The sequence below is a fragment of the Mesorhizobium sp. LjRoot246 genome (assembly GCF_964254115.1).
Classification (GTDB): domain Bacteria; phylum Pseudomonadota; class Alphaproteobacteria; order Rhizobiales; family Rhizobiaceae; genus Mesorhizobium.
The window spans coordinates 1,736,565-1,757,494 of record NZ_CAXUSN020000001.1; the positions used below are offsets into that span (position 1 = coordinate 1,736,565).

Here is a 20,930-nt window from a genome sequence, read left to right on the forward strand (position 1 = left end):
AACCCGTGCTTCGGAGCAGTTTTGAGAAAATGGCAGACGGTAATAGATTCTTCCCGGCCCCGCGCCTGATCCTCGCCGCCTTGATGGCGGGCGCGCTGGCGGGCGCGGTCGCGGTATATGTCAGCGAGAGCCGGTCTGGCAACAATGCACCGGCACAAGCCGCCGTCGGCGACAGCAAGGACGACGTCGCCTGCGCCGCCAAGAGCGACCGTGCCAAGAAGGTCGCGGCCTCGGCCACCGGTGAGGTCGCGGCGCTTCTACCGGCCGATCCGCCGCAATCCTTGAAGAGCCTCGCCTTCAACGGTCCGGACGGCAAGCCGATGACGCTTGCCGATCATACCGGCAAGACGGTGCTGCTCAATCTGTGGGCGACATGGTGCGCGCCGTGCCGCGCCGAAATGCCGGCGCTCGACGCGCTGCAGAAGGAAAAGGGCAGCGATGCCTTTCAGGTGGTCGCCGTCAATGTCGATGCCGGCGACGATGTGAAGCCGAAGAAATTCCTCGCCGATACCGGCGTTGCGACGCTCGGCTATTACCGGGATTCGACGATGGCGCTGTTCAACGACCTCAAGACGCGCGGCCTGGCGCTCGGCCTTCCCGTCACCATGCTGATCGACGGCGAGGGCTGCCTGATCGCCCATATGAACGGCCCGGCCGAATGGTCGGGGCCGGATGCCCGGCGGCTGGTCGAGGCGGCGCTCAAGCCCGAGAGCCTCTAGAGCGCGTCGCGCCTATCTCGGGGCGGCAGAGGATCCGGCAATTGACGACACGTCCATTGCCGACTAGCTGTATTGCCATGAAGTTTGAAGCAGTCTTTGTCGTGGTAAGAGAGCGTATGGGCAGGGTGGTGTAACCACCGGCGGAAGCACCCATGCGCGGTAAACAGGCTCCTGACGGGGCCTTTTTTTATGCCGCAGTTCGGCCGGTCCTCGTCAGATCTCTGAAAATCCCCCCGGACAAGACGGCGAGACCATGACGCGCGACAAATCCAATAAACCTACAACTATGCAAACCGGAGAGACGGTTTCGGCGCCAAATGCCGTATCGCTCCCATATGCCATTCTCGTATTCCTTACGGCCCTCTCGGTGTTGCCGGTGAACATCTATTTGCCGTCGCTACCCGGGATCGCGGTGGAGTTTGATGCCGATTTCGCGCTCGTCAATTTCTCGGTTGCTGGCTATGCGATTGTCACGGCTCTGACAGGACTCATCTCAGGCGCATTGTCAGACCGATTTGGACGCAGGCCGGTTGTATTGACGGCTCTGACAATCTTCATCGTTGCGTCTGCGGGATGCGCCTTTGCCTCCAGTATTGAAGCTTTCTTGCTCTTTCGAATGATGCAAGCATCCATCGCCGCCTGCTTTTCCGTCGCGCTCGTGATCATCAAGGAGACATCGGGCGAACGCGAAGCCACAAGCAGAATAGGCTACGCCGCCATGGGGTGGGCTATTGCGCCTATGCTCGGACCCACGCTCGGTGGGGTGTTGGACGAGTTGTTCGGTTGGCGGTCGATCTTCGTCGTACTTGGGGTCCTCGGCGCAGCCATGCTGGTTTTCTGCATGCGCTACCTCAGAGAAACCGCAGCACCTTCAAAGGAGTCGGCGCGCAACTATCTTGCGTCTTATCTGCAGTTGCTGGGTTCCGTGAGATTCTGGGCTTTCACGCTGTGCATGGCCTGCTCGATGGGCACATTCTACATCTTCCTTGGAGGCGCTCCGCTGGCCATGAACGAATCTGTCGGCGGCTCAAGCGCGATATTGGGCCTCTATATGGGAATGGTTCCGACCGGTTTTATCCTTGGCAGTTTTTTGTCTGGTCGATACGGGTCCGGACATGCGCGAGGTGCTGTGCTTGTGTTTGCCCGTCTCCTGACCTGCCTCGGGCTGTTTTTTGGATTGATCCTGTCGATCTCGGGCTCCACTCACGCTCTGGCGTTCTTCATACCCTGCATGTTCATAGGCATAGGCAACGGGCTGACGATGCCCACCGCCAATGTCGGCGTGTTGTCGGTTCGCGCAGATCTTGCCGGCACCGCTGCCGGTTTGGCCGCCGCGATGTCGATCGGCGGCGGCGCGCTCATCGCCACCATCGCCGGCCTGTTCCTCAAAGAGGCAGGCGCGGCCCGTCTGCTGCTCGGTATCTTGCTCACATCGGCATCGCTCGCATTGCTGGCGGCGCTGTTCGCGGCATTTGTCGATCGGAGTGGCTTCAAACCAGCGGTCGAAGAAAGCTGGCAACGCTATCGGGGTGGGCGATGAGTATGCCGCTCTAGGCCCTGTTCAGACCAAGGACCGGCGCGGGCGCGAAGGCCAGAACGCTTCTGTCGCGCAGGCTGGCGGCTTTGTTGCCGACCGTGGGTGCGGCGACACCGGTCAGGTCGCCGAATTCCTCGATGAGAGCCGGCCTGCCGATATAGTAGCCCTGGCCGATCTCGCAGGCTTCGGCGTCCAGGAATTTCAGTTCGCCGAGCGTCTCGACACCCTCCGCCAGAACCGGCAGGCCGAGGCCGCGTCCAAGTCCCAGGACGGCGCGCACGATCGCCGCGACCTGGCCGTTCTTGTCAACGGACTTGATGAAGGAGCCATCGATCTTGATCTTGTCAAAGGGGAAGGCGCGCAGGTTGGATAGCGAGGAATAGCCGGTTCCGAAATCGTCCATGGCCACGCGCACGCCCAGCGCCTTGACCTGCCGCAAGGTCGCCAGCGCGCGCGGCATGTCCTTGACGAGCGCCGTTTCGGTGATCTCCAGTTCGAGCCTGCCGGGCGCCAAGCCGGAATTCAGCAGTGTTTCATGGACCTTGCGGCTGAAATTCGTATTGTGAAGCTGCACGGCCGAAACGTTGACGGCTACCGTCAGCGGATTTTCCCAGCGGGCGGCTTCCGCGCAGGCCGCCGTCAGCACCCAATCGCCAATCTGGCCAATGGCTCCACTGTCTTCGGCCACCGGGATGAATATGCTCGGGGGCACGTCGCCGCGCGTCGGATGGCGCCAGCGGATCAGGGCTTCGAAGCCGATCATCTTGCCGCTGCTGATCTCCTTCTGCGGCTGGTAGACGAGGTAGAACTCCTGGCGCGCGACCGCCTGACGCAGTTCGTGCTCCATCACGCGCTTGTCGCGGGCCTCGGCCCCCATCGAGGCTTCGAAATAGCGGTAGGTGTCCTTGCCTTCGGTCTTGGCCCGGTAGAGTGCCGTGTCGGCGTGGCTTATCAGGCTGGTCTGGTTTTCGGCATCCGATGGATAAAGCGCAATGCCGATGCTGGCCGACACAAGGCCGCCGCCGACCGAGAGCCGGTTTTCCTCGCGCATGACGGTCAGCACGGCGTTGGCGATACGGCCGGCCTCCAACGGGTCGGTCAGGTTCGGGGCGATGATGGCGAATTCGTCGCCGCCCAGCCGCGCCACCATCTGTCCTTGACGAAGGACGCCGGTCACGCAATGCGCAACCTTCTGCAGCATGGCGTCGCCGGCGCCGTGCCCGTACAGGTCGTTGACCTCCTTGAAACGGTCGAGATCGAGCAGCAGAAGCGCAAGGTGGCCGCCTTTCCTGGTCCGGCCCATTGCTGCAATTTCCGCCTCCAGCCGGCCGGAAAAGCTGCGGCGATTGGCCAGTCCGGTCAATGGATCGAAATGAGCAAGGCGCAGGATCTCCTGTTCCGCCTTCTTGCGCTCGCGAATGTCGCGGACCGCGACCACGTTATGGGGTTTGCCACAATAGTCGATGCTCCTGGCGATCAGCTCGACAGGGATGCTTGTGCCGTCGCGGCCGCTCAATTCGACCTCCTGCGGCTGCTCGCCGAAGCCTGATATATCGGACCCGAAGAGATCGCCGAGCTGCATTCCGTTCAGCGTCGCGGTCGCCATGCCGGTCAGCCTTGCAATGCTGTCATTGGCGCTGATGATGCGGTTGCCGTCGCAGACGATCAGACCCTCCACGGCGGCATTGGCCAGGCCATGCATACGGTCGACCTCGAGCTTCTGGCGACGGAAGCGCAGATCGATCCACAGTGCCGATGCCGACAGCACCAGGATCACCAGCGTGGCGGCTGCGGCTGCGAAAGCCTGCGAGGTCGGCTCGATCGTGTATTCGGATATGGAGATCGAGGAATCGGGAAAGATCGAGACGGCACCCATACCGATGAAATGCAGGGTGCAGATCGCCAGCGTCAGCAGCACCGCGCCGGCGGATGTCGCCTTCAGGGAGGGGCGGCGCAGTACGACACGTAATGCCAGCCCCGCAAGCGCTACGCCGGCAAGCAGGGAAACGGCGACAAGCAACAGGTTCCATTCGATCCGACCCTGGACCTCGAATGCCGCCATGCCGATGTAGTGCATCGCCGCGATGCCGCCGCCCAGGACGGCGCCGCCGACGAGATGATAATCAAATTCGTTGCGCAATGTGGCGATCCACATGCCGGCCGCCGTCAACGCGACCGAAGCGGCGAGCGAGAGCACGGAGAGGGCGGGATCGTAGGCGCTGGGTATTCCCGGCGTGAACGCAAGCATGGCGATGAAATGCGTTGCCCAGATACCGAAGCCGGTCGACGTAGCCGCGATCGTCAGCCAGGCAAGCCGGTTCCGATCTGTGGAGCGGCTGATGTGATGAAGCAGGTTGACAGCAGAGAAACAGGAAATTCCGCAGATCAGCGCGGCCAGTGCGACCAGTCTCAGATCGTGTTGGTTGACGATACAATTGTAGACCGTCAGCATCTTATTTCACCTGATCTATCGGAAAATAAACAGGGCAGTAGGACTGATTAGCGCTTGCTCATTGAAGGATCGATTAAATGCGCCTGCAACCCTGGCGTGTTTTCCGGGAGAAGGCGGCTGATTTCTTCTGGTGGAAGCCGGCTGGGGCGCTCGTCAGGCGATGCGGAGCGTCACGACCGATGGCATCCCCTTAGCCGGATAATTATGGCTGATCTTCACGGCCTTTGCGTCCTCGGCAGCCGCCCTAGCTACCTAGGGCGCTGGCATGACATTTTCATGCCGACGCAGCCGCCGGAGGGGAGGAGAGACGGGCTGTCCACAGGCCTGGGAGGCCACAGCAGAACTGTCACATACCTTCTCTAAGAGAGCGGGCAAGGACTTGCGCAAGACCCTTGTCAACAGCCACTCAAGAGGGAAGAAATCATGACCATCATCAAGCGGGGCCTTGCAGCCCTTGCCGCAGGCGCGCTCAGCGCGGTGCTTGCGGTGCCTGCCGTCGCAGAGCCGGTAAAATTCGATTTCTGGTTCGGCCTTTCGGGCGACCTGGCACGCGTCGTCGACACGCTGTGCAAGAACTTCAACGCCTCGCAGGCCGACTATGAAGTCGTCTGCACCAGCCAGGGCAATTACGACGCCACGCTGCAGAACACGATCGCCGCCTTCCGCGCCAGTAAGCAGCCCGCCGTGGTCCAGGTCTATGATGTCGGCACCGCCACCATGATGCTGTCGGGCGCCTACAAGCCGGCCGACAAGCTGATGGAAGAAAACGGCTACAAGATCGACTACGCCGACTATTTCCCCGGCATCGCCCGCTATTACGCGACCTCGAAGGGCGAGATGCTGTCCTTCCCGTTCAATTCCTCGACCGCGCTGATGTACTGGAACAAGGACGCCTTCGCCAAGATCGGCAAGACCGAAGCCCCGAAGACCTGGGAAGATGTCGGTGCCGACCTCCAGGCGATGAAGGACGCCGGCTATGAATGCCCGATGGCGATCAACATCTCGGCCAATGAAAGCTGGCAGCTGATGGAGCAGTTCTCGGCGCTCCACAACCAGCCGATCGCGACCAAGAACAACGGCTATGATGGCCTCGACGCGCGTCTGGAAGTCAACAAGACCAAATTCGTCCAGTATGTCACCGACCTCAAGAAATGGTATGATGCCGGCCTCGTCAAGATCAAGTCCAAGGACCTCGGCCAGGACATGGTCCAGGCCTTCGCCTCCGGCACCTGCCAGGTCATCATGACCTCGGTCGGCGATCACGGCACCGTCGGCAAGACGCAGAAGGCAGGCATGAACTGGGATGTCGCCGAACTGCCGGTCTATGCCGGCACCGAGCGCAAGAATTCGCTCGTCGGCGGCGCTTCGCTGTGGGTTCTCTCGGGTAAGTCGGATGCGGAATACAAGGGCGCGGCCGCGTTCCTCAACTTCATCCACGATCCCAAGACCGCATTGTTCTGGTCGACCAACACCGGCTACATCCCGGTGACCAAGTCGGGCTTCGACTACATGAAGTCCACCGGCTTCTACGACAAGGCGCCGTATAAGGGCCGTGAAGTCGCGATCGCCAGCCTGACCGCGTCCGAGCCGACCGAAATCACCCGCGGCATCCGCTTGGGCAACTTCACCCAGATCCGCGCCGAGTTCGGCACCCAGATGCAGGCGATCTTCGCCAACAAGGTCAGCGTCCAGGAAGGCCTCGATACGCTGGTCAAGAATGGCGACGCCATTCTCGACCGCTTCCAGCAGACCTATCCGGGCAAGACCCTGCCCTGATCCGTAATCTGCACGGCCGCCCGCCGGTCTTCTCCGAGCATGGTCCTTTGCGAAAATTCGGGATCATGCTTGGGTCGACGGGCGGCCATTTCGTTACTAGTCTTCCTCGAAGTGGCCGTTGAGCGGCATCGGCGGACCGATGGAAAAACGCGTTACCTTTGGCAGCTGGACGATCGGCATCCTTTTCGCGGTGCCGCAGCTCCTCTTGATCTTCACGTTCTTCTACTGGCCGGCAGGTCAGGCCGTGTACTGGTCGCTGACGCTGCAGCAGCCCTGGGGCGGCGGCAACATCTGGGTCGGGCTCGACAATTTCCGCTCTATCCTGTCCAACGCCGACTACTGGAACTCGATCACCGCCAGTCTTGTCTTTGCCGGCATCAGCACCGGGCTTGCGATGTTCATCGGCCTCGCTCTGGCCGCCTTGACCGACCGGCAACTGACCGGGTCGCGCTTCTACCGCGTGGTGCTGATCTGGCCCTACGGCATCGCGGCGCCGGCGCTGGCAATGGCGTTCCGCTTCATCCTGGCGCCGGAGGCCGGCTTCATGGCCGTCGTCAACCAGGTCTGGCCCGGTTTCTGGGATCCTGGCCTTGACGGCACTGACGCCATGGCCTCGATCATCATCGCCTTCTCCTGGAAATATGTCGGCTATAACTTCATCTTCTTCCTCGCCGCATTCCAGGCCATCCCGCGTTCGCTGATCGAGGCGGCGGCGATGGATGGCTCCGGCGTCCTCAGACGCTTCTGGGACATCCAGTTCCCGCTGATCACGCCGACGATCTTCTTCCTGCTGGTCATCAACATCACCGAGAGCTTCCAGGATTCCTTCGGCATCGTCGACATCATGACTTCGGGCGGACCGGCGAACGCCACCAATCTGATGGTCTACAAGATCTATTCCGACGGCTTCAAAGGCCTCGACTACTCCGGTGCTGCCGCACAGAGCATCATCCTGATGGTGCTCATCGTCGTGCTGACCATTTTCCAGTTCCGCTTCATCGAGCGGCGTGTGCACTACCGGTGAGGCTGGCATGGTAGAGCGCACCCCGTTCCTCAATTTCTTCACGCACGTGATCCTGTTCGTCGGCTTCGTGCTTTGCATCGCACCGTTCGTGGTCGTTGCCATCGCCGCCTCCCACAATCTCAGGGATGTCAACGATGTGCCGATGTCGCTGCTGCCGGGCAGCGATTTCTGGCTCAACATCAAGACGGCATGGACGACGGCCGATCTCGGCCCCAAGCTTCTGAACAGTTTCATCATGGCCGCCGGCGTCGCGGCGGGCAAAGTGATCATCTCGGCGCTCACAGCCTTCTCGATCGTCTATTTCCGCTATCCCGGCCGTACCTTCATCTTCTGGCTGATCTTCGTGACGCTGATGCTGCCGCTGGAAGTGCGCATCGTGCCGACCTACGCGGTCGTCGCCAACGTGCTGTCGCCCTATCAGGCCATTCTCGACGTGACCGGCCTGAGCTGGCTCATCGAAAAAATCTCGGGCATCCAGGTTTCGCTCAACCTCGGGCTGCTCAATTCCTATTCGGGGCTGATCCTGCCGCTGATCGCGACCGCCACCGGCACTTTTCTGTACCGGCAGTTCTTCCTGACCGTGCCGGATGAGTTGACCGAAGCCGCGCGCATGGACGGTGCCGGCGCCCTGCGCTTCTTCATCGATATCCTGCTGCCGCTGTCGCGCAACAACATGGCCGCGCTTGGGACCATCATGTTCCTGTGGGCGTGGAACCAGTATCTGTGGCCGCTGCTAATCACCACCGACCAGTCGCATGCGACAGCGGTCACCGAGCTGAAGCAGCTCATCCCCAATGTCGGCGGTATTCCGGAATGGAACATCGCCATGGCCGGAACGCTTATCGTCATGCTGCCGCCGCTGATTGTCGTGGTGCTCATGCAACGCTGGTTCGTGCGCGGCCTGATCGCCACCGAGAAGTGACCTGAAAGGAGACGAAAGATGGCCTCCATCACCATTCGCGACGTCAAGAAAAGCTACGCCAAGATGCAGGTCGTGCACGGCGTCGACCTCGACATCGCGTCGGGCGAGTTCGTCGTCATCCTCGGGCCATCGGGCTGCGGCAAGTCCACGCTGCTGCGGATGATCGCCGGGCTTGAGGACATATCCGGCGGCGAGATCGCCATCGATGGCACCGTCGTCAACAAACTGGAACCGCGCGAGCGCGGCTGCGCCATGGTGTTCCAGAACTACGCGCTCTATCCGCATATGAGCGTGGCGCAGAACATCGGCTATTCGCTCAAGGTCGCCGGCGTTCCCGCCGCCGAGCGCACCCAGCGCATCCAGGCGGTTGCCCGCACGCTGGAGCTCGAACATCTACTCGACCGCAAGCCGATGGCGCTGTCCGGTGGGCAGAGGCAGCGTGTCGCCATGGGCCGCGCCATGATCCGCGAGCCCAAAGTGTTCCTGTTCGACGAACCGTTGTCCAATCTCGACGCCAAGCTGCGCGTTCAGATGCGTTCGGAAATCCGCAAGCTGCATCGCCGGCTGAACGCCACCTCGGTCTTCGTCACGCATGACCAGGTCGAAGCGATGACGCTGGCCGACCGGCTGGTGGTGATGAATGGCGGCCGCGTCGAACAGGTCGGCACGCCGGCCCAGATCTACAGCCGTCCGGCCAGCCGTTTTGTCGCCACCTTCGTCGGTGCGCCGGCCATGAACATTCTCGAAGGCACGGTCGAGCTCGACGGGCTGTCGCTGCTTGGCGGCAGCCGGCGCCTGGCCATGACACGTGCGGGTCTGCCCGTCGGCACGAAAGTAGCGATGGGCATCCGGCCGGAAGCCGTGCGGCTTGTGGCGCCGGGCACGGCAGGTGCGCTCAATGCGACCGTCGATCTCGTCGAGGAGCTGGGCGCGGGCCGCGTCATCTATGTCGACCTCGACGGCGCGCCGTTTTCGGTGATGACGTCGGAGCCTATCCACCCTGAACCGGGCAGCGCGGTCGGCCTGAAGATCTCGCCCGAGGATCTGCATTTCTTCTCGTCGGAGACAGGAACCCGTATCGAGGTCTTCAAGGCTTCCGTTCCGGAGCCGGCACTCTGACTTCTGAACCAGCCATTATCGCCGATGACGGGCAGGCGCCACCGGCAGATCGAAGAAGCGTGCAATGAAAATTGTCCAGGTCACCGATGTCCATCTTGGCCGGCAAGGCGAGCGCCGCTATGGCGCTGACCTGCATCAGCGGCTGGCTTCATGCATCGCGCACATCAATGCGCATCACGCCGATGCCGCACTTTGCGTCTTCACCGGCGACCTGACCGAGACCGGCGCGCCCGAGAGCTATGCCGATCTCAGGACAGCGTTGAGCGCGCTGTCGGTGCCCTGGCGGCTGCTGCCGGGGAATCACGACCGGCGGACCAATCTGGTCGCAGCGTTTCCCGAAATTCCGCTCGATGAGAACGGCTTCGTGCAGTCCGCCCATCAAACGGCCGACGAGGTGCTGCTGTTTCTCGACTGCCTGGCGGAAGGGCGCATCGAAGGCGAATTGTGCGACAGGCGGCTGGCCTGGCTCGAATCCCGGCTCGAAGAAGCAGCCGGCAAGCCAGCCTATGTCTTCATGCATCATCCGCCGGTTGCGCTGGGCCTACCGCAGCTCGATCCGCTGGCCCTCGAGCAGCCCGAACGGTTGCTGGGCCTGCTCAGGCGCCATGGCAATGTCCGCCATATCTTCTTCGGTCACGTCCATCGCGACATTGCCGGCACGGTCGCCGGCATTCCGTTCTCGGCGCAGCGCGGCCTGCATGCCAGGTTCGAGCTTGCCCTCGACAGATCGAGCGAGATTGTCGAGCAGGCGCCGCCTTCCTACGCGGTCGTCCTGATCGACAGCGCCAACGAGCACGTGGTCGTTCACGGTTGCGATTTTCTCGAACGATGGCCGATTTATTCCGGCGAAACCGGTGAATTCATCATGGCGTGAGCCGGCTACGCCGCGTTGTGGCGAAGTGTGACAAAAGCCATCGCCCGTTCAGCCGAAGACATGCGCCTTTCCCGACACGGTCAGCCGGACGATCTCGCCGACCGCCGGCGCGTCCATGCCCGGTTTGCGCAGGACCAGCGGCGTGTTGCCGATCGCGGCTGCATCGGGCGGATCGGCGCTGTTCAGAAGCCGCACCGCGATCGTGCACATCGAGCCGGCGAATTCCGATTCCGTCACTTCGCCGAACAGCATGTCCGAGGTGCCCGACATGCCCTCGCGCGACGTTCTTTTCAGCGCGATCTGCTCCGGCCGCAGCATGATACGGGCGATATCGCGGCTGTCACTGGTGTCGACCGCGATGCGGCCGAGCGGCGAACTGGCGAAGCCATCCGATATCTTTGCCGGCAGGATGATGGCGTCGCCGAGGAACTCGGCGATCATCCTGTCCTTCGGCTTGAGATAGAGCTCGCGCGGCGTACCGATTTGCGAGAACTTGCCGTCGCGCATCACCGCGACCTGGCTGGCGAAGGACAGCGCTTCGGCCTGGTCGTGCGTCACCAGGATGGTGGTGATGCCCGCCTCTTCCAGAAGCTCGGCCACCGCCTTGCGCATCGAGGCGCGCAGGCCGGTATCGAGCGCCGAGAACGGCTCGTCGAGAAGCATCAGCCGGGGCTTCATCGCCATGGCGCGGGCCAGTGCCACACGCTGCTGCTGGCCGCCGGAAAGCTCGTGCGGGCGGCGTTTGAGGATCGCCTTGTCGAGCCCGACGATATAGGCGAGCTCGACGATGCGCTCGGTGCGCTTGTCCTCGCCCCGGCCCATGCCGAAACCGATATTGTCACCAATGGTCAGATGCGGAAACAGCGCACCATCCTGGGCCACCACGCCGATGCCTCGACGATATGCCGGCACCGCCGCGCCGCCATTGGCCAGCACCTCGCCGTCGAGCGTGATGCGGCCCTGGTCCGGCGCTTCGAATCCGGCGATCAGCCGCAGCAAGGTGGTCTTGCCGCAGCCGGACGGGCCGACGATCGCCGTGCGGCTGCCGCTGGTGACGCTGAGATCTACGCCGGCAAGAGCGGCCACCGGGCCGTAATGCTTGTGCAGGCCGCTGATTTCGAGAAAGCTCATCGTCCGGCCATCCGCTTCGACTGGACATAGAGCAGCCAGGTCAAGGGAAGCGACATCGCCACCATGATGAAGGCATAAGGCGCCGCCGAGGCATAATCGATCTCGCCGCTGTAGGCCCAGAACGCCATCGCCAGCGTGCGGGTACCGTTCGGTGCCAGCATCTGGGTCGCGGTCAGTTCATTCATGATGCCGAGCGCCACCAGCGCCATCCCGGCCGCGGCACCCGGCGCCGACAGGCGGATGGTCGTCGACCACAGTGCCTGCAGCGGCGGCCGGCCGAGACTGGAAGCGGCGCGTTCGAGCTCGACCGGCGCCTGCGCAATCGATGCCCGCAGGCTGACCAGCGCGCGCGGCAGGAACATCAGCGAATAGGCCACCAGGATGGTGAACAGCGTCTGGTAGAGCGGCAGCGCGATGCGCACGGTGATGGTGACCAGCGCCAGCGCAATGACGACGCCGGGCAGCGAGCCGACGATGTAGTTGCAGCCCTCCAGCAGACGCTGCAACGGCCCCGGCGCGCGGATCGAGATCCAGGCCATCGGCATGGCGGCGACGGTGGCCAGCAATGCGCCGGCGAGCGCCAGGAACAGCGTCTGGCCAAGCGCCAGGCCGATCTCGTTGAGGCGCCAGACTGCTGCGCCGCCGGCGGCAAGCCAGCCGCCAATGGTGACGAACGGCACACCGAGCGCCAGCAGTGCGGTGACGACGAGCAAGAGCAGGCTCGGGATGGTGGCGCGTCCGAGGCTCGTACGCTGCTGATAGCGCGCGGCGCCGGAGCCGACACGGGCATAGCGCTCCTCTCCGCGCACCAGCACTTCGAGGCCGAGCAGCACGAAGCAGCAGCTCACCAATACGCCAGCCAGCATGTTAGCGGCCGGTCCGTTGAAGGTCGACTGGAACTGGTCGACGATCGCCGTGGTGAAAGTGTCGAAGCGGATGAAGACATAGAGCCCATACTCGGCCAGCAGATGCAGCCCGACCAGCAGTGAGCCGCCGCAGATGGCGAGCCGCAATTGCGGCAGCACGACACGCCAGAACACGCGCCGTGGCCCAAGGCCGAGTGCGGCCGCGGCGTCCTCGAGGGCAGGATCGAGACGGCGCAACGCCGCCGACACCGGCAGATAGAGGAATGGGAAATAGGCGATCACTGAAACCAGCACGCCGGCCCACAAGCCATGCAGTCCGGGCACCATGGTGATCCAGGCATAGCTGTGCACGAAGGCCGGGATGGCGAGCGGCGCCACGCACAGCCAGGCCCAGAGCCGGGCGCCCGGCAGGTCGCTGCGCTCGGTCAGCCAGGCCAGCGCCACCGACAGCACGATTGTGATCGGCACGGAGAGCGCGACCAGCAGGACGGTGTTGACCAGAAGCTCGCCGACACGCGGCCGGAAGACCAGCGCCGAGACGGTTTCCCAGCCGGTCTGCACCGCGATCCAGATGATGAAGGCAAGCGGCAGCAGCGCCAGCAGCGCAACGAAGATGGCGGCGATGACCAGCCAAAGCGGTGCGCGTCGCCGAGCCCTTCGGCTTATTCCCGAAGCCAGGCCCGAATGCGCGAGATCGACCGCAGACTGCATCAGGTCAGACGCCGTGCCGTTGCCGTCCAGCGGCAGCAATTGAAGGACCGCGATCGCGGTCGGGAACACAGCGTGTCGTCATCGACGAATGCCATCTCGAAAAACAAAATCACTCCCGCGGAAGGCGAATTCCCGCGGGAGCGTGGTCGGTTGTCCTTTTAGGAGGAATGGCAACTAAAGCAAGCCGGCTGCCGTCATCAGGTCGGTGACCTTCTTGGAGTTCAGCGTCGTGGCATCGACCTTCGGCGCCTGCAGATCGGCGAGCGGCACCAGCTTCGGGTTGGATTCCGCACCCTTGCCGACCGCGTATTCGAAGGAATCGCCGGTCTTCAGCACGTCCTGGCCGCCCTTGCCGGTCACCCATTTCAGGAAGGCCTGGGCTTCCTTGGGATGCTTGCTCGAGGCCAGCACCCCGCCGCCGGAAATCGAGACGAAGGCGCCCGGATCCTGGTTCTTGAAATAGTGCAGCGCGACGTTCTTGCTGTTTTCGCCGGTTTTGGCCTGATCGCCGAAGTAGTAATAGTGATAGATCACGCCGCCTTCGATCTCACCGGCATTGACCGCCTTCATCACCGTACTGTTGCCCTTGTAAGCGGTGAAATTGGTCTTCATCGCCTTCAGCCAGTCCGCCGTGGCCGCCTCGCCCTTGAGCTGCAGCAGCGCACTGACGATGGCCTGGAAATCGGCGCCCGACGGGGAGGCGGCCCAACGGCCCTTCCAGCTCGGATCGGCGAGATCGAGCATCGACTTGGGCAGCTGGTCGGCGGTCAGCTTGGTCTTGTTGTAGGCAAAGACGGTGCTGCGCGCGGCAACGCCGACCCATTTGCCGCTGGCCGGCTGATAGTCCTGGGGAACCTGCGCCAGCGTGTCGGCGTCGACCGGCGCGAACAGGCCAGCGCTCTCGACCAGCGCCATGGCCGGCGAGTTCTCCGTCAGGAACACGTCGGCCGGCGAGGCAGCGCCTTCGGCGACGATCTGGTTGGAGAAGTCACTGTCGCCGCCATCACGGACGGTGACCTTGATGCCGGTTTCCTTGGTAAAGCCTTCGGCCCACGCCTTGGTCAGGGTTTCGTGCTGGGCGTTGTAGACAATGATGCCGGCATCCTCGGCCATTGCTGGGCCGGCGATCAGGCTGATTGCCAGCGCAGTGGCGCCGACCAGGGTGGAAAGAGTGTATTTCATATCATTGTCCTCGATCTCAGGGGGCTTGGGTCGTCACGCCTGCACCTATCGATACCTGACACCAGTAGTCAACATTGATGGTGTGCTTCAATCGGTCGCTGAGGGGCAAAGGTAGGTGCGGGCGGAGAATTTCGCGCAATGCTCACGGGTCCAGCCGACTCGTGTGGCACGAACCGGTCCACGGTCGGCTCCCGCGAATTTTCGTGATTTGCCGGCAGTTTGGCTTGGACATTATTTCGCCGGCCACGTAACAAATCAGCGCCGAGACGCGAAAATCGGGGAGTGAACTCTTGTGAGCGGCAAGGACGAGGCCGAACTTTCCCGGCTGATGCGGGCCGCGATCGCGGGAGATGAAAGGGCTTACGCCGACTTTCTGCACCGGATTGCCGCGCTGGTTCGCGGTTTTGCCAGGCGCAAGATCGTGCAGGGCGGGGTCGATCCCGAGGATGTCGTGCAGGAAACCTTGCTGGCCATTCATGTGAAACGGCATACCTGGCGCCAGGATGCGCCGGTGTTGCCGTGGATCTATGCGATCGCCCGCTTCAAGCTGATCGACGCGTTCCGGAGGCGCGGACGGCGCATCGAGATCGACGTCGACGACATCGCCGAGACCTTCGCCGAGCCGGAAACCGAGACCGTCAGCGAGCGCGACATCAACCGGGCACTGGACGGCCTGTCGCCGGCACAGCGCTCCGTGGTCTCGGCCGTGTCGGTGGAAGGGCGGTCCATCGGCGAGACAGCGGCAAAATTCGGCATCAGCGAGACGGCGGTGCGTGTGTCGCTGCATCGCGGACTTGCCGCGATAGCGAAGCGATTCGGGCGGGAATGACATGAGGACGGACGATCTCATCAAGGCGCTGGACGCCGATGCAAGCAGCAAGGCGATGCCGCTGCAATCGGCCTGGTGGCTGGCCGCCAGTGCGGCAGCGGTGATCGCGGCCGTCGTTTTCCTGCTGACCATTGGTCCGCGCCCGGATTTCATGGCGGCCGCGCACACGATGCGCTTCCTCTCCAAATTCGTTTTCACCATCGTGCTTGCCGTCAGCGCCTTCGCCCTGATCCGTGCCTTGTCAACGCCGGGTGCCTCGACGGGCCGGGCAATAGCCTGGATGGCCGCTGCGCCGGCGCTGGTAGCAGTGGCGGTGGTTCTGGAGCTTTTCATGGTGCCGGAGGCACTGTGGGGCACAAGGATGGTCGGCTCCAACATGATGATCTGCATGGGCTTCATCCCGCTGATCGGCCTCGGTCCGCTTGCCATCTTCCTGTGGATGCTGCGCTACGGTGCGCCGACGCGTCCTGTGCTTGCCGGCGCCGTGGCGGGCCTGCTCGCCGGCGGGCTGGCGGCGACCTTCTACGCCGCGCATTGCTTCGACGATTCGCCGCTTTTCGTCGCCACTTGGTACACGATAGCGATCGCGGCGCTCGCATTGCTCGGCGCGCTTGGCGGGCGGTTTTTCGTGCGCTGGTAGCGTCCCGCCGCGATCGCAAGCCCATGCACACCGATCCTTAATCATGCCGGCAATTGTTTGCCGGTTAGCGATGGCGCCGGTATGCCGGACGCAACCTTTCTTTAAAATCGATCGGTCAAGGTTGATGCGACAACATGCGTTTGCGCACGGGGGTGGCACGTATCGTGATGTGGCGAGGATTGACCGGCCGAAAATCTTTTGAGTACGCAGGGCTGGCGTTGCTCGTAGCCGGCCTGGGCGTCATGGCGGGCTCGATCCTGCTGTCGCGCCTGGACCTCGGCACCGAAGCGCTGAAACTCTGCCTGCGGATATCGGCGGCGGTAGCGGCGGGCGCGCTGTTCCTCGCCGCCCTGTCCGTCCGTCGGATCAGCAGGGATCGCCGGCAGATCGCCGAAAGCGAGCTGCGCTTTCGTCGTGCCATGGAGGATTCTGCGATCGGCATCGTCGTCGTCGGTCTCGACGGGCGCATTCGCGAGACCAATCCGGCTTTCGCCACCATGCTTGGCTACAGTCGCGAAGAGCTAGAGGCGCTGACCTTCTTCCAGATCACGCATCCCGAAGATCTGCATATCGGCCGGAAAACGATGGACGGCATGAGAGCCGGCACGGTCAATTCCTTCCACTTCGAAAAGCGCTATCTCCGCAAGGATGGCACACCCGTCTGGGCTCATCTTGCCGGCTCGGTCATTCGTGACGAAAACAGCGGCCGCCCGCTCTATCTCGTCTCGCAGATCGAGGACATCGACGCGCGCAAGCAGGCCGAGGCGCGCATTGCCGAAGCGGAAACACGTTGGAATTTCGCGCTCGCCGGCGCCGGCCAAGGTGTCTGGGACCTTGACATGCGCAAGGGCGGGACGACCTATTCCTCGACCTGGGTCAAGATGCTGGGCTACGCGGATGGCGAGCTCGATGGCGACACCGACCGCTGGCTGTCGATGATCCATCCCGACGATCGCGAGACTGTCGCCGAAGCCGATCGCGCCCATCTCGATGGCAAGACGCCGTTCTTCGAAGCCGAGTTCAGGATGCGCCACAAGGATGGCCACTGGATGTGGATCCTCGACCGTGGCAAGGCCATCGAGCGTGACCAGGAGGGGCGGCTGGTCAGGGCCATAGGCAGCCTGACCGACATCACCCGGCGCAAGGAGGCCGAAGCACACCTCACCGTGTCGGCGGCGCTGCTGGCCGATGAAAAGGAGCGGCTTAGGGTGACGCTGCAGTCGATCGGCGATGCCGTCATCTGCACCGATGCCACAAACCGTGTCACCTTCATGAATCCGGTCGCCGAAAAGCTGACCGGTGTTGCCGGCGGCGAGGCTCTCGGCAAGATGCTTGGTCATGTCTACTGGGCCGTCGACGAGGAGACGGGGCACAGGATCGGCGTGACCCGGCCAGCAGTCGGCGTTCATGCCCCCGCCGACCAGAACAGTCGCGCCGTCCTTGTCCGGCGCGACGACACGCGCTGCAGCATCCGTCAGGTCGTGTCGCCGATCATCAACGAGCGGAACGAATTCTGCGGGCTGGTCATCGTCTTCCAGGACTTCACCGATGCGCGTGCGCTGCAGCGCCAGCTCGCCCACGCCGCGGCACACGACGCACTGACTGGCCTTGCCAATCGCTCGAGCTTCATCCGCGCCATGGAGGAACTGGTCGGCCAGGCACGCAAGGACGGCACCGCCGACACGACAAAGTCGGGCGGCGACACGACGAAGTCGGTCGGAGGCGCCGGACACCAGTTCATGTTCATCGACCTCGACCACTTCAAGCTGGTCAACGATACGGGTGGCCACGCTGCGGGAGACGCGCTGCTGAAGCGGGTCGCCGAGGCGGTTCGCGGCGTGCTTGGTCCGGACGACATCGTCGCTCGCCTGGGCGGCGACGAATTCGCGGTCATTCTGAAATCGGGTTCGGCAGCCGGCGCCAAGATCGCGGCGCGCTCCATCATCGATGCGATCGGCGGCCTGGACTTCACCTGGGACGGCCGTCCTCACGTGATCGGCGCCAGCATTGGGCTGGCCGCGATCAGCGCCAATTGCGGCGAGATTGACGAGATCATCGCCAGGGCCGACGCGGCTTGCTATGCGGCCAAGGCGGCCGGCCGCGGCTGCGTTTGTGTGGCGCCTGACGGGGAGATTGCTCCTGAGCCGCTGGCCGTGGCCTCCTGATCCTGATCAGAGCCGGTCCGGAAAGCTTGCTGCCGACGCGGATCTGATCAGCGCGTCGGGATGGGATGCTCGCCGCGATAGTCGTAGAAGCCGCGCCCAGTCTTGCGGCCGAGCCAGCCGGCCTCGACGTACTTCACCAGCAGCGGGCAAGGGCGGTATTTCGAATCCGACAGGCCGTCATGCAGCACCTGCATGATCGACAGGCAGGTATCGAGGCCAATGAAATCGGCAAGCTGCAGCGGTCCCATCGGATGGTTGGCGCCGAGCCGCATGGCGGTGTCGATGGCATCGACCGAGCCGACGCCCTCATAGAGCGTGTAGATCGCCTCGTTGATCATCGGCAGCAGGATGCGGTTGACGATGAAGGCCGGAAAATCCTCCGAGACCGTGATCGTCTTGTCGAGCTGCTTCACATAGGTCTTGGCCGCCTCGAAGGTCTGATCCTCGGTGGCGATGCCGCGCACCAGCTCGACCAGCTTCATCAGCGGCACCGGGTTCATGAAATGTATGCCGATGAACCGCTCCGGCCGGTCGGTCTGCGCGGCAAGCCGGGTGATCGAGATCGACGAGGTGTTGGTCGCCAGGATGGCTTCGGGATTGAGTTGCGGACAAAGCTGGGCGTAGATCTTGCGCTTGACCGTCTCGTCCTCGGTCGCCGCCTCGATCACCAGATCGGCGCCGGCAAGATCCGCCATCGCCGGGGCAGCCGAAATGCGGCCCATCGCGTCGTTGCGCACTTTCTCGTCGAGCTTGCCGGACCCTACCTGGCGGGCCATGTTGCCACTGATGGTGGCAATGCCCTTCTCGATTCGGTCGGGCGAGATATCGTAGATCAGCACCTTGTAGCCCGAAAGCGCGGAAACATGGGCGATGCCGCCGCCCATCTGGCCCGCGCCGATGATGCCGATCGTCTCGATCTTGCTCATTACACCGATCCCGTCCGGAGCCCTTCCGCATGAATTGCGAAAGCGCTCCACCTTCTTATTTTACCGCAATTCCGGACGCAAAACCGCTGCGCACTTTTGCTGGAATTGCTTTTAGCCTCTGCGGCCTGCTTTTTGTGCGGTGCAAACTAAAAGGGCGGGGCGACTTCGTCTACCCCACCCCTCACTATTTAATACGCTTTGGCAGGAAGCGTCAAAGCGCCTTTTGCAGCTCCGGCAGGATGACGAAGAGATCGCCGACGAGGCCGTAGTCGGCAACCTGGAAAATCGGTGCCTCCTCGTCCTTGTTGATGGCGACGATGACCTTCGAATCCTTCATGCCGGCGAGGTGCTGGATGGCGCCGGAGATGCCGACCGCAATGTAGAGATCGGGGGCAACCACCTTGCCGGTCTGGCCGACCTGCCAGTCGTTGGGCGCATAGCCGGCATCGACCGCGGCACGGGAAGCGCCGACGGCGGCACCGAGCTTGTCGGCAACCGGCAGGATAACCTCCTGGAATTTTTCTGCCGAACCCAGCGCGCGGCCGCCCGAGATGATGATCTTGGCCGAGGTTAGTTCCGGACGGTCGGTCTCGGAAAGCTTGTTCTCGACGAAGGTGGAGAGGCCGGGATTGGCTGCCGCCTTGACGGTCTCGACCGCCGCCGAGCCACCCTCGGGGGCGGCCTGGAAGGAGGCGGTACGGACCGTGATCACCTTCTTGGCGTCGGTCGACTGCACCGTCTGGATGGCGTTGCCGGCATAGATCGGCCGCTTGAAGGTGTCGGGCGATACGACTTCGATGATCTCGGAGACCTGCGCGACATCGAGGAGCGCTGCCACGCGTGGCGCGACATTCTTGCCCGACGAGGTCGCCGGCGCGATGACGGTGTCATAAGCGCCTGCCAGCGACACAACCAGCGCTGCCGTCGGTTCGGCGAGGTGCTCGGCAAGCTCGTCGGCTTCGGCGAGCAGCACCTTGCTCACGCCCTTGAGCTTGGCGGCAGCGTCGGCAGCGCCCTTGGCGCCCTTGCCGGCAACCAGCACATGCACGTCCGAACCGATCTGCAGGGCGGCCGAAAGCGCCTTGGCGGTCTGGTCCGAAAGGGTTGCGTTGTCGTGTTCCGCGATGAGGAGAATTGCCATTTGTCTGTTCCTTTCCCGATCGCTCAGAGCACGCCGGCTTCGTTCTTCAGCTTGTCGACCAGTTCGGCGACGCTCTTGACCTTGACGCCTGCCTTGCGGCCGCTCGGCTCCTCGGTCTTGAGAACCTTGAGGCGCGGCTTGACGTCGGCGCCGTAGTCGGCCGGGCTCTTCTCGTCGAGCTGCTTCTTCTTAGCCTTCATGATGTTGGGCAGCGAGGCATAGCGCGGCTGGTTGAGGCGAAGGTCGGCGGTGACGATCGCCGGCATCTTCAGTTCCACCGTCTGCAGGCCGCCGTCGACTTCTCGCGTCACCTTGGCCTTGTCGCCGTCGAGCACGATCTTGGAGGCGAAGGTGCCCTGTGCCCAGCCCAGCAGTGCCGCCAGCATCTGGCCGGTCTGGTTGCTGTCATCGTCGATCGCCTGCTTGCCGAGGATGACGAGGCCGGGTTGCTCGGCGTCGACGACGCCCTTCAGCACCTTGGCGACACCCAGCGGCTCGGTCTGTTCGTCGGTCTTGACCAGGATGGCGCGATCGGCGCCCATGGCGAGAGCGGTGCGCAGGGTTTCCTGCGCCTGCTGCGGGCCGATCGAGACGACGATGATTTCTTCCGCCTTGCCGGCTTCCTTCAGCCGGATCGCTTCTTCCACCGCGATCTCGTCGAAGGGATTCATCGCCATCTTGACGTTGGCCAGTTCCACCGCCGAACCATCAGCCTTCACGCGAACCTTGACGTTCGCATCCACAACCCGCTTCACGGGCACAAGGATCTTCATTTGCCTGTCACCTCTTCACGCTAGTTGGGCGCGCTATAACAGCCCGCGCCCTTTCTGAGTTGTCGAAAGCCGACATTCCTGACGGAATTCCGGCCAGACGGAATTCTGGCTGGATGGAAATTCTGGTCTTTGACCGCCTTGAG

At 63.1% G+C, this 20,930-nt stretch carries 17 protein-coding genes; 10 read left to right on the forward strand and 7 right to left on the reverse strand.

Annotated features, from left to right (window positions below; translation table 11 throughout):
* The first annotated feature begins 29 nt into the window (after nucleotides 1-29).
* Entirely contained in the window at nucleotides 30-719 is a 690-nt protein-coding gene (gene tlpA / locus ACSQ3L_RS08345; protein ID WP_436159510.1) for a thiol:disulfide interchange protein TlpA, read from the forward strand.
* A 253-nt stretch (nucleotides 720-972) separates the two neighbouring features.
* Nucleotides 973-2,259 carry an MFS transporter gene (locus ACSQ3L_RS08350; RefSeq protein ID WP_436159511.1) on the forward strand — a complete coding sequence of 429 codons (1,287 nt, stop codon included), beginning with the start codon at nucleotides 973-975 and terminating at the stop codon, nucleotides 2,257-2,259.
* Nucleotides 2,260-2,269: 10 nt separating this feature from the next.
* Here ACSQ3L_RS08350 and ACSQ3L_RS08355 read toward each other — a convergent pair whose 3' ends face one another.
* On the reverse strand, nucleotides 2,270-4,708 hold the full coding sequence (locus ACSQ3L_RS08355; RefSeq protein WP_436159512.1) for an EAL domain-containing protein: 2,439 nt from the start codon (nucleotides 4,706-4,708) through the stop codon (nucleotides 2,270-2,272).
* A 423-nt stretch (nucleotides 4,709-5,131) separates the two neighbouring features.
* Here ACSQ3L_RS08355 and ACSQ3L_RS08360 point away from each other — a divergent pair, with 423 nt between their 5' ends.
* The 5 genes from ACSQ3L_RS08360 (at nucleotide 5,132) to ACSQ3L_RS08380 (ending at nucleotide 10,423) form a co-directional block, all read left to right on the forward strand.
* On the forward strand, nucleotides 5,132-6,484 hold the full coding sequence (locus tag ACSQ3L_RS08360; RefSeq protein ID WP_436159513.1) for an extracellular solute-binding protein: 1,353 nt from the start codon (nucleotides 5,132-5,134) through the stop codon (nucleotides 6,482-6,484).
* 139 nt (nucleotides 6,485-6,623) lie between these two features.
* Nucleotides 6,624-7,508 (forward strand): carbohydrate ABC transporter permease, encoded by an 885-nt coding sequence (locus tag ACSQ3L_RS08365; RefSeq protein ID WP_436159514.1) that lies wholly within the window; start codon nucleotides 6,624-6,626, stop codon nucleotides 7,506-7,508.
* Between the two features lie 7 nt (nucleotides 7,509-7,515).
* Nucleotides 7,516-8,430 carry an ABC transporter permease subunit gene (locus ACSQ3L_RS08370; RefSeq protein WP_436159515.1) on the forward strand — a complete coding sequence of 305 codons (915 nt, stop codon included), beginning with the start codon at nucleotides 7,516-7,518 and terminating at the stop codon, nucleotides 8,428-8,430.
* Between the two features lie 18 nt (nucleotides 8,431-8,448).
* A complete protein-coding gene (locus ACSQ3L_RS08375; protein WP_436159516.1) occupies nucleotides 8,449-9,549 on the forward strand; it encodes a sn-glycerol-3-phosphate import ATP-binding protein UgpC in 1,101 nt (366 codons plus the stop codon).
* Between the two features lie 64 nt (nucleotides 9,550-9,613).
* A complete protein-coding gene (locus ACSQ3L_RS08380) occupies nucleotides 9,614-10,423 on the forward strand; it encodes a phosphodiesterase (protein ID WP_436159517.1) in 810 nt (269 codons plus the stop codon).
* A 48-nt stretch (nucleotides 10,424-10,471) separates the two neighbouring features.
* Here ACSQ3L_RS08380 and ACSQ3L_RS08385 read toward each other — a convergent pair whose 3' ends face one another.
* The 3 genes from ACSQ3L_RS08385 to ACSQ3L_RS08395 form a co-directional block, all read right to left on the reverse strand.
* Complete coding sequence (locus ACSQ3L_RS08385; protein ID WP_436159518.1) at nucleotides 10,472-11,554, reverse strand: ABC transporter ATP-binding protein; 1,083 nt, start codon at nucleotides 11,552-11,554, stop codon at nucleotides 10,472-10,474.
* Nucleotides 11,551-13,131, reverse strand: a complete 1,581-nt coding sequence (locus tag ACSQ3L_RS08390) for an ABC transporter permease (RefSeq protein WP_436163398.1) — start codon at nucleotides 13,129-13,131, stop codon at nucleotides 11,551-11,553. Before ACSQ3L_RS08390 ends, ACSQ3L_RS08385 begins: the two co-directional genes overlap by 4 nt.
* 174 nt (nucleotides 13,132-13,305) lie before the next feature.
* Entirely contained in the window at nucleotides 13,306-14,313 is a 1,008-nt protein-coding gene (locus ACSQ3L_RS08395; RefSeq protein ID WP_436159519.1) for an iron ABC transporter substrate-binding protein, read from the reverse strand.
* A gap of 292 nt (nucleotides 14,314-14,605) precedes the next feature.
* On the opposite strand from ACSQ3L_RS08395, the gene ACSQ3L_RS08400 reads away from it, so the two are divergent.
* From ACSQ3L_RS08400 to ACSQ3L_RS08410, 3 genes are all read left to right on the forward strand, one after another.
* A complete protein-coding gene (locus ACSQ3L_RS08400) occupies nucleotides 14,606-15,142 on the forward strand; it encodes a sigma-70 family RNA polymerase sigma factor (RefSeq protein WP_436159520.1) in 537 nt (178 codons plus the stop codon).
* A gap of 1 nt (nucleotide 15,143) precedes the next feature.
* The gene (locus ACSQ3L_RS08405) at nucleotides 15,144-15,782 is read left to right on the forward strand and encodes an NrsF family protein (RefSeq protein ID WP_436159521.1); all 639 of its coding nucleotides are present in this window, start codon (nucleotides 15,144-15,146) and stop codon (nucleotides 15,780-15,782) included.
* Between the two features lie 218 nt (nucleotides 15,783-16,000).
* On the forward strand, nucleotides 16,001-17,947 hold the full coding sequence (locus ACSQ3L_RS08410; protein ID WP_436159522.1) for a PAS domain S-box protein: 1,947 nt from the start codon (nucleotides 16,001-16,003) through the stop codon (nucleotides 17,945-17,947).
* Between the two features lie 47 nt (nucleotides 17,948-17,994).
* Here the strand turns inward: ACSQ3L_RS08410 and ACSQ3L_RS08415 are convergent, their stop codons facing one another.
* The 3 genes from ACSQ3L_RS08415 to ACSQ3L_RS08425 all read right to left on the reverse strand — a co-directional run bounded on the left by ACSQ3L_RS08415 (nucleotide 17,995) and on the right by ACSQ3L_RS08425 (nucleotide 20,787).
* The gene (locus ACSQ3L_RS08415; RefSeq protein WP_436159523.1) at nucleotides 17,995-18,873 is read right to left on the reverse strand and encodes a 3-hydroxybutyryl-CoA dehydrogenase; all 879 of its coding nucleotides are present in this window, start codon (nucleotides 18,871-18,873) and stop codon (nucleotides 17,995-17,997) included.
* 211 nt (nucleotides 18,874-19,084) lie between these two features.
* Nucleotides 19,085-20,014, reverse strand: a complete 930-nt coding sequence (locus ACSQ3L_RS08420) for an electron transfer flavoprotein subunit alpha/FixB family protein (RefSeq protein ID WP_436159524.1) — start codon at nucleotides 20,012-20,014, stop codon at nucleotides 19,085-19,087.
* A gap of 23 nt (nucleotides 20,015-20,037) precedes the next feature.
* Nucleotides 20,038-20,787 carry an electron transfer flavoprotein subunit beta/FixA family protein gene (locus ACSQ3L_RS08425; protein ID WP_436159525.1) on the reverse strand — a complete coding sequence of 250 codons (750 nt, stop codon included), beginning with the start codon at nucleotides 20,785-20,787 and terminating at the stop codon, nucleotides 20,038-20,040.
* Nucleotides 20,788-20,930: the final 143 nt, after the last annotated feature.

Coding starts and splice junctions, on each gene's coding strand:
- ACSQ3L_RS08390 (WP_436163398.1), bottom strand. CDS start 13,131: ATGCAGTCTGCGGTCGATCTCGCGCATTCGGGCCTGGCTTCGGGAATA.
- ACSQ3L_RS08380 (WP_436159517.1), top strand. CDS start 9,614: ATGAAAATTGTCCAGGTCACCGATGTCCATCTTGGCCGGCAAGGCGAG.
- ACSQ3L_RS08355 (WP_436159512.1), bottom strand. CDS start 4,708: ATGCTGACGGTCTACAATTGTATCGTCAACCAACACGATCTGAGACTG.
- ACSQ3L_RS08395 (WP_436159519.1), bottom strand. CDS start 14,313: ATGAAATACACTCTTTCCACCCTGGTCGGCGCCACTGCGCTGGCAATC.
- ACSQ3L_RS08370 (WP_436159515.1), top strand. CDS start 7,516: ATGGTAGAGCGCACCCCGTTCCTCAATTTCTTCACGCACGTGATCCTG.
- ACSQ3L_RS08415 (WP_436159523.1), bottom strand. CDS start 18,873: ATGAGCAAGATCGAGACGATCGGCATCATCGGCGCGGGCCAGATGGGC.
- ACSQ3L_RS08375 (WP_436159516.1), top strand. CDS start 8,449: ATGGCCTCCATCACCATTCGCGACGTCAAGAAAAGCTACGCCAAGATG.
- ACSQ3L_RS08405 (WP_436159521.1), top strand. CDS start 15,144: ATGAGGACGGACGATCTCATCAAGGCGCTGGACGCCGATGCAAGCAGC.
- tlpA (WP_436159510.1), top strand. CDS start 30: ATGGCAGACGGTAATAGATTCTTCCCGGCCCCGCGCCTGATCCTCGCC.
- ACSQ3L_RS08385 (WP_436159518.1), bottom strand. CDS start 11,554: ATGAGCTTTCTCGAAATCAGCGGCCTGCACAAGCATTACGGCCCGGTG.
- ACSQ3L_RS08350 (WP_436159511.1), top strand. CDS start 973: ATGACGCGCGACAAATCCAATAAACCTACAACTATGCAAACCGGAGAG.
- ACSQ3L_RS08360 (WP_436159513.1), top strand. CDS start 5,132: ATGACCATCATCAAGCGGGGCCTTGCAGCCCTTGCCGCAGGCGCGCTC.
- ACSQ3L_RS08425 (WP_436159525.1), bottom strand. CDS start 20,787: ATGAAGATCCTTGTGCCCGTGAAGCGGGTTGTGGATGCGAACGTCAAG.
- ACSQ3L_RS08365 (WP_436159514.1), top strand. CDS start 6,624: ATGGAAAAACGCGTTACCTTTGGCAGCTGGACGATCGGCATCCTTTTC.
- ACSQ3L_RS08420 (WP_436159524.1), bottom strand. CDS start 20,014: ATGGCAATTCTCCTCATCGCGGAACACGACAACGCAACCCTTTCGGAC.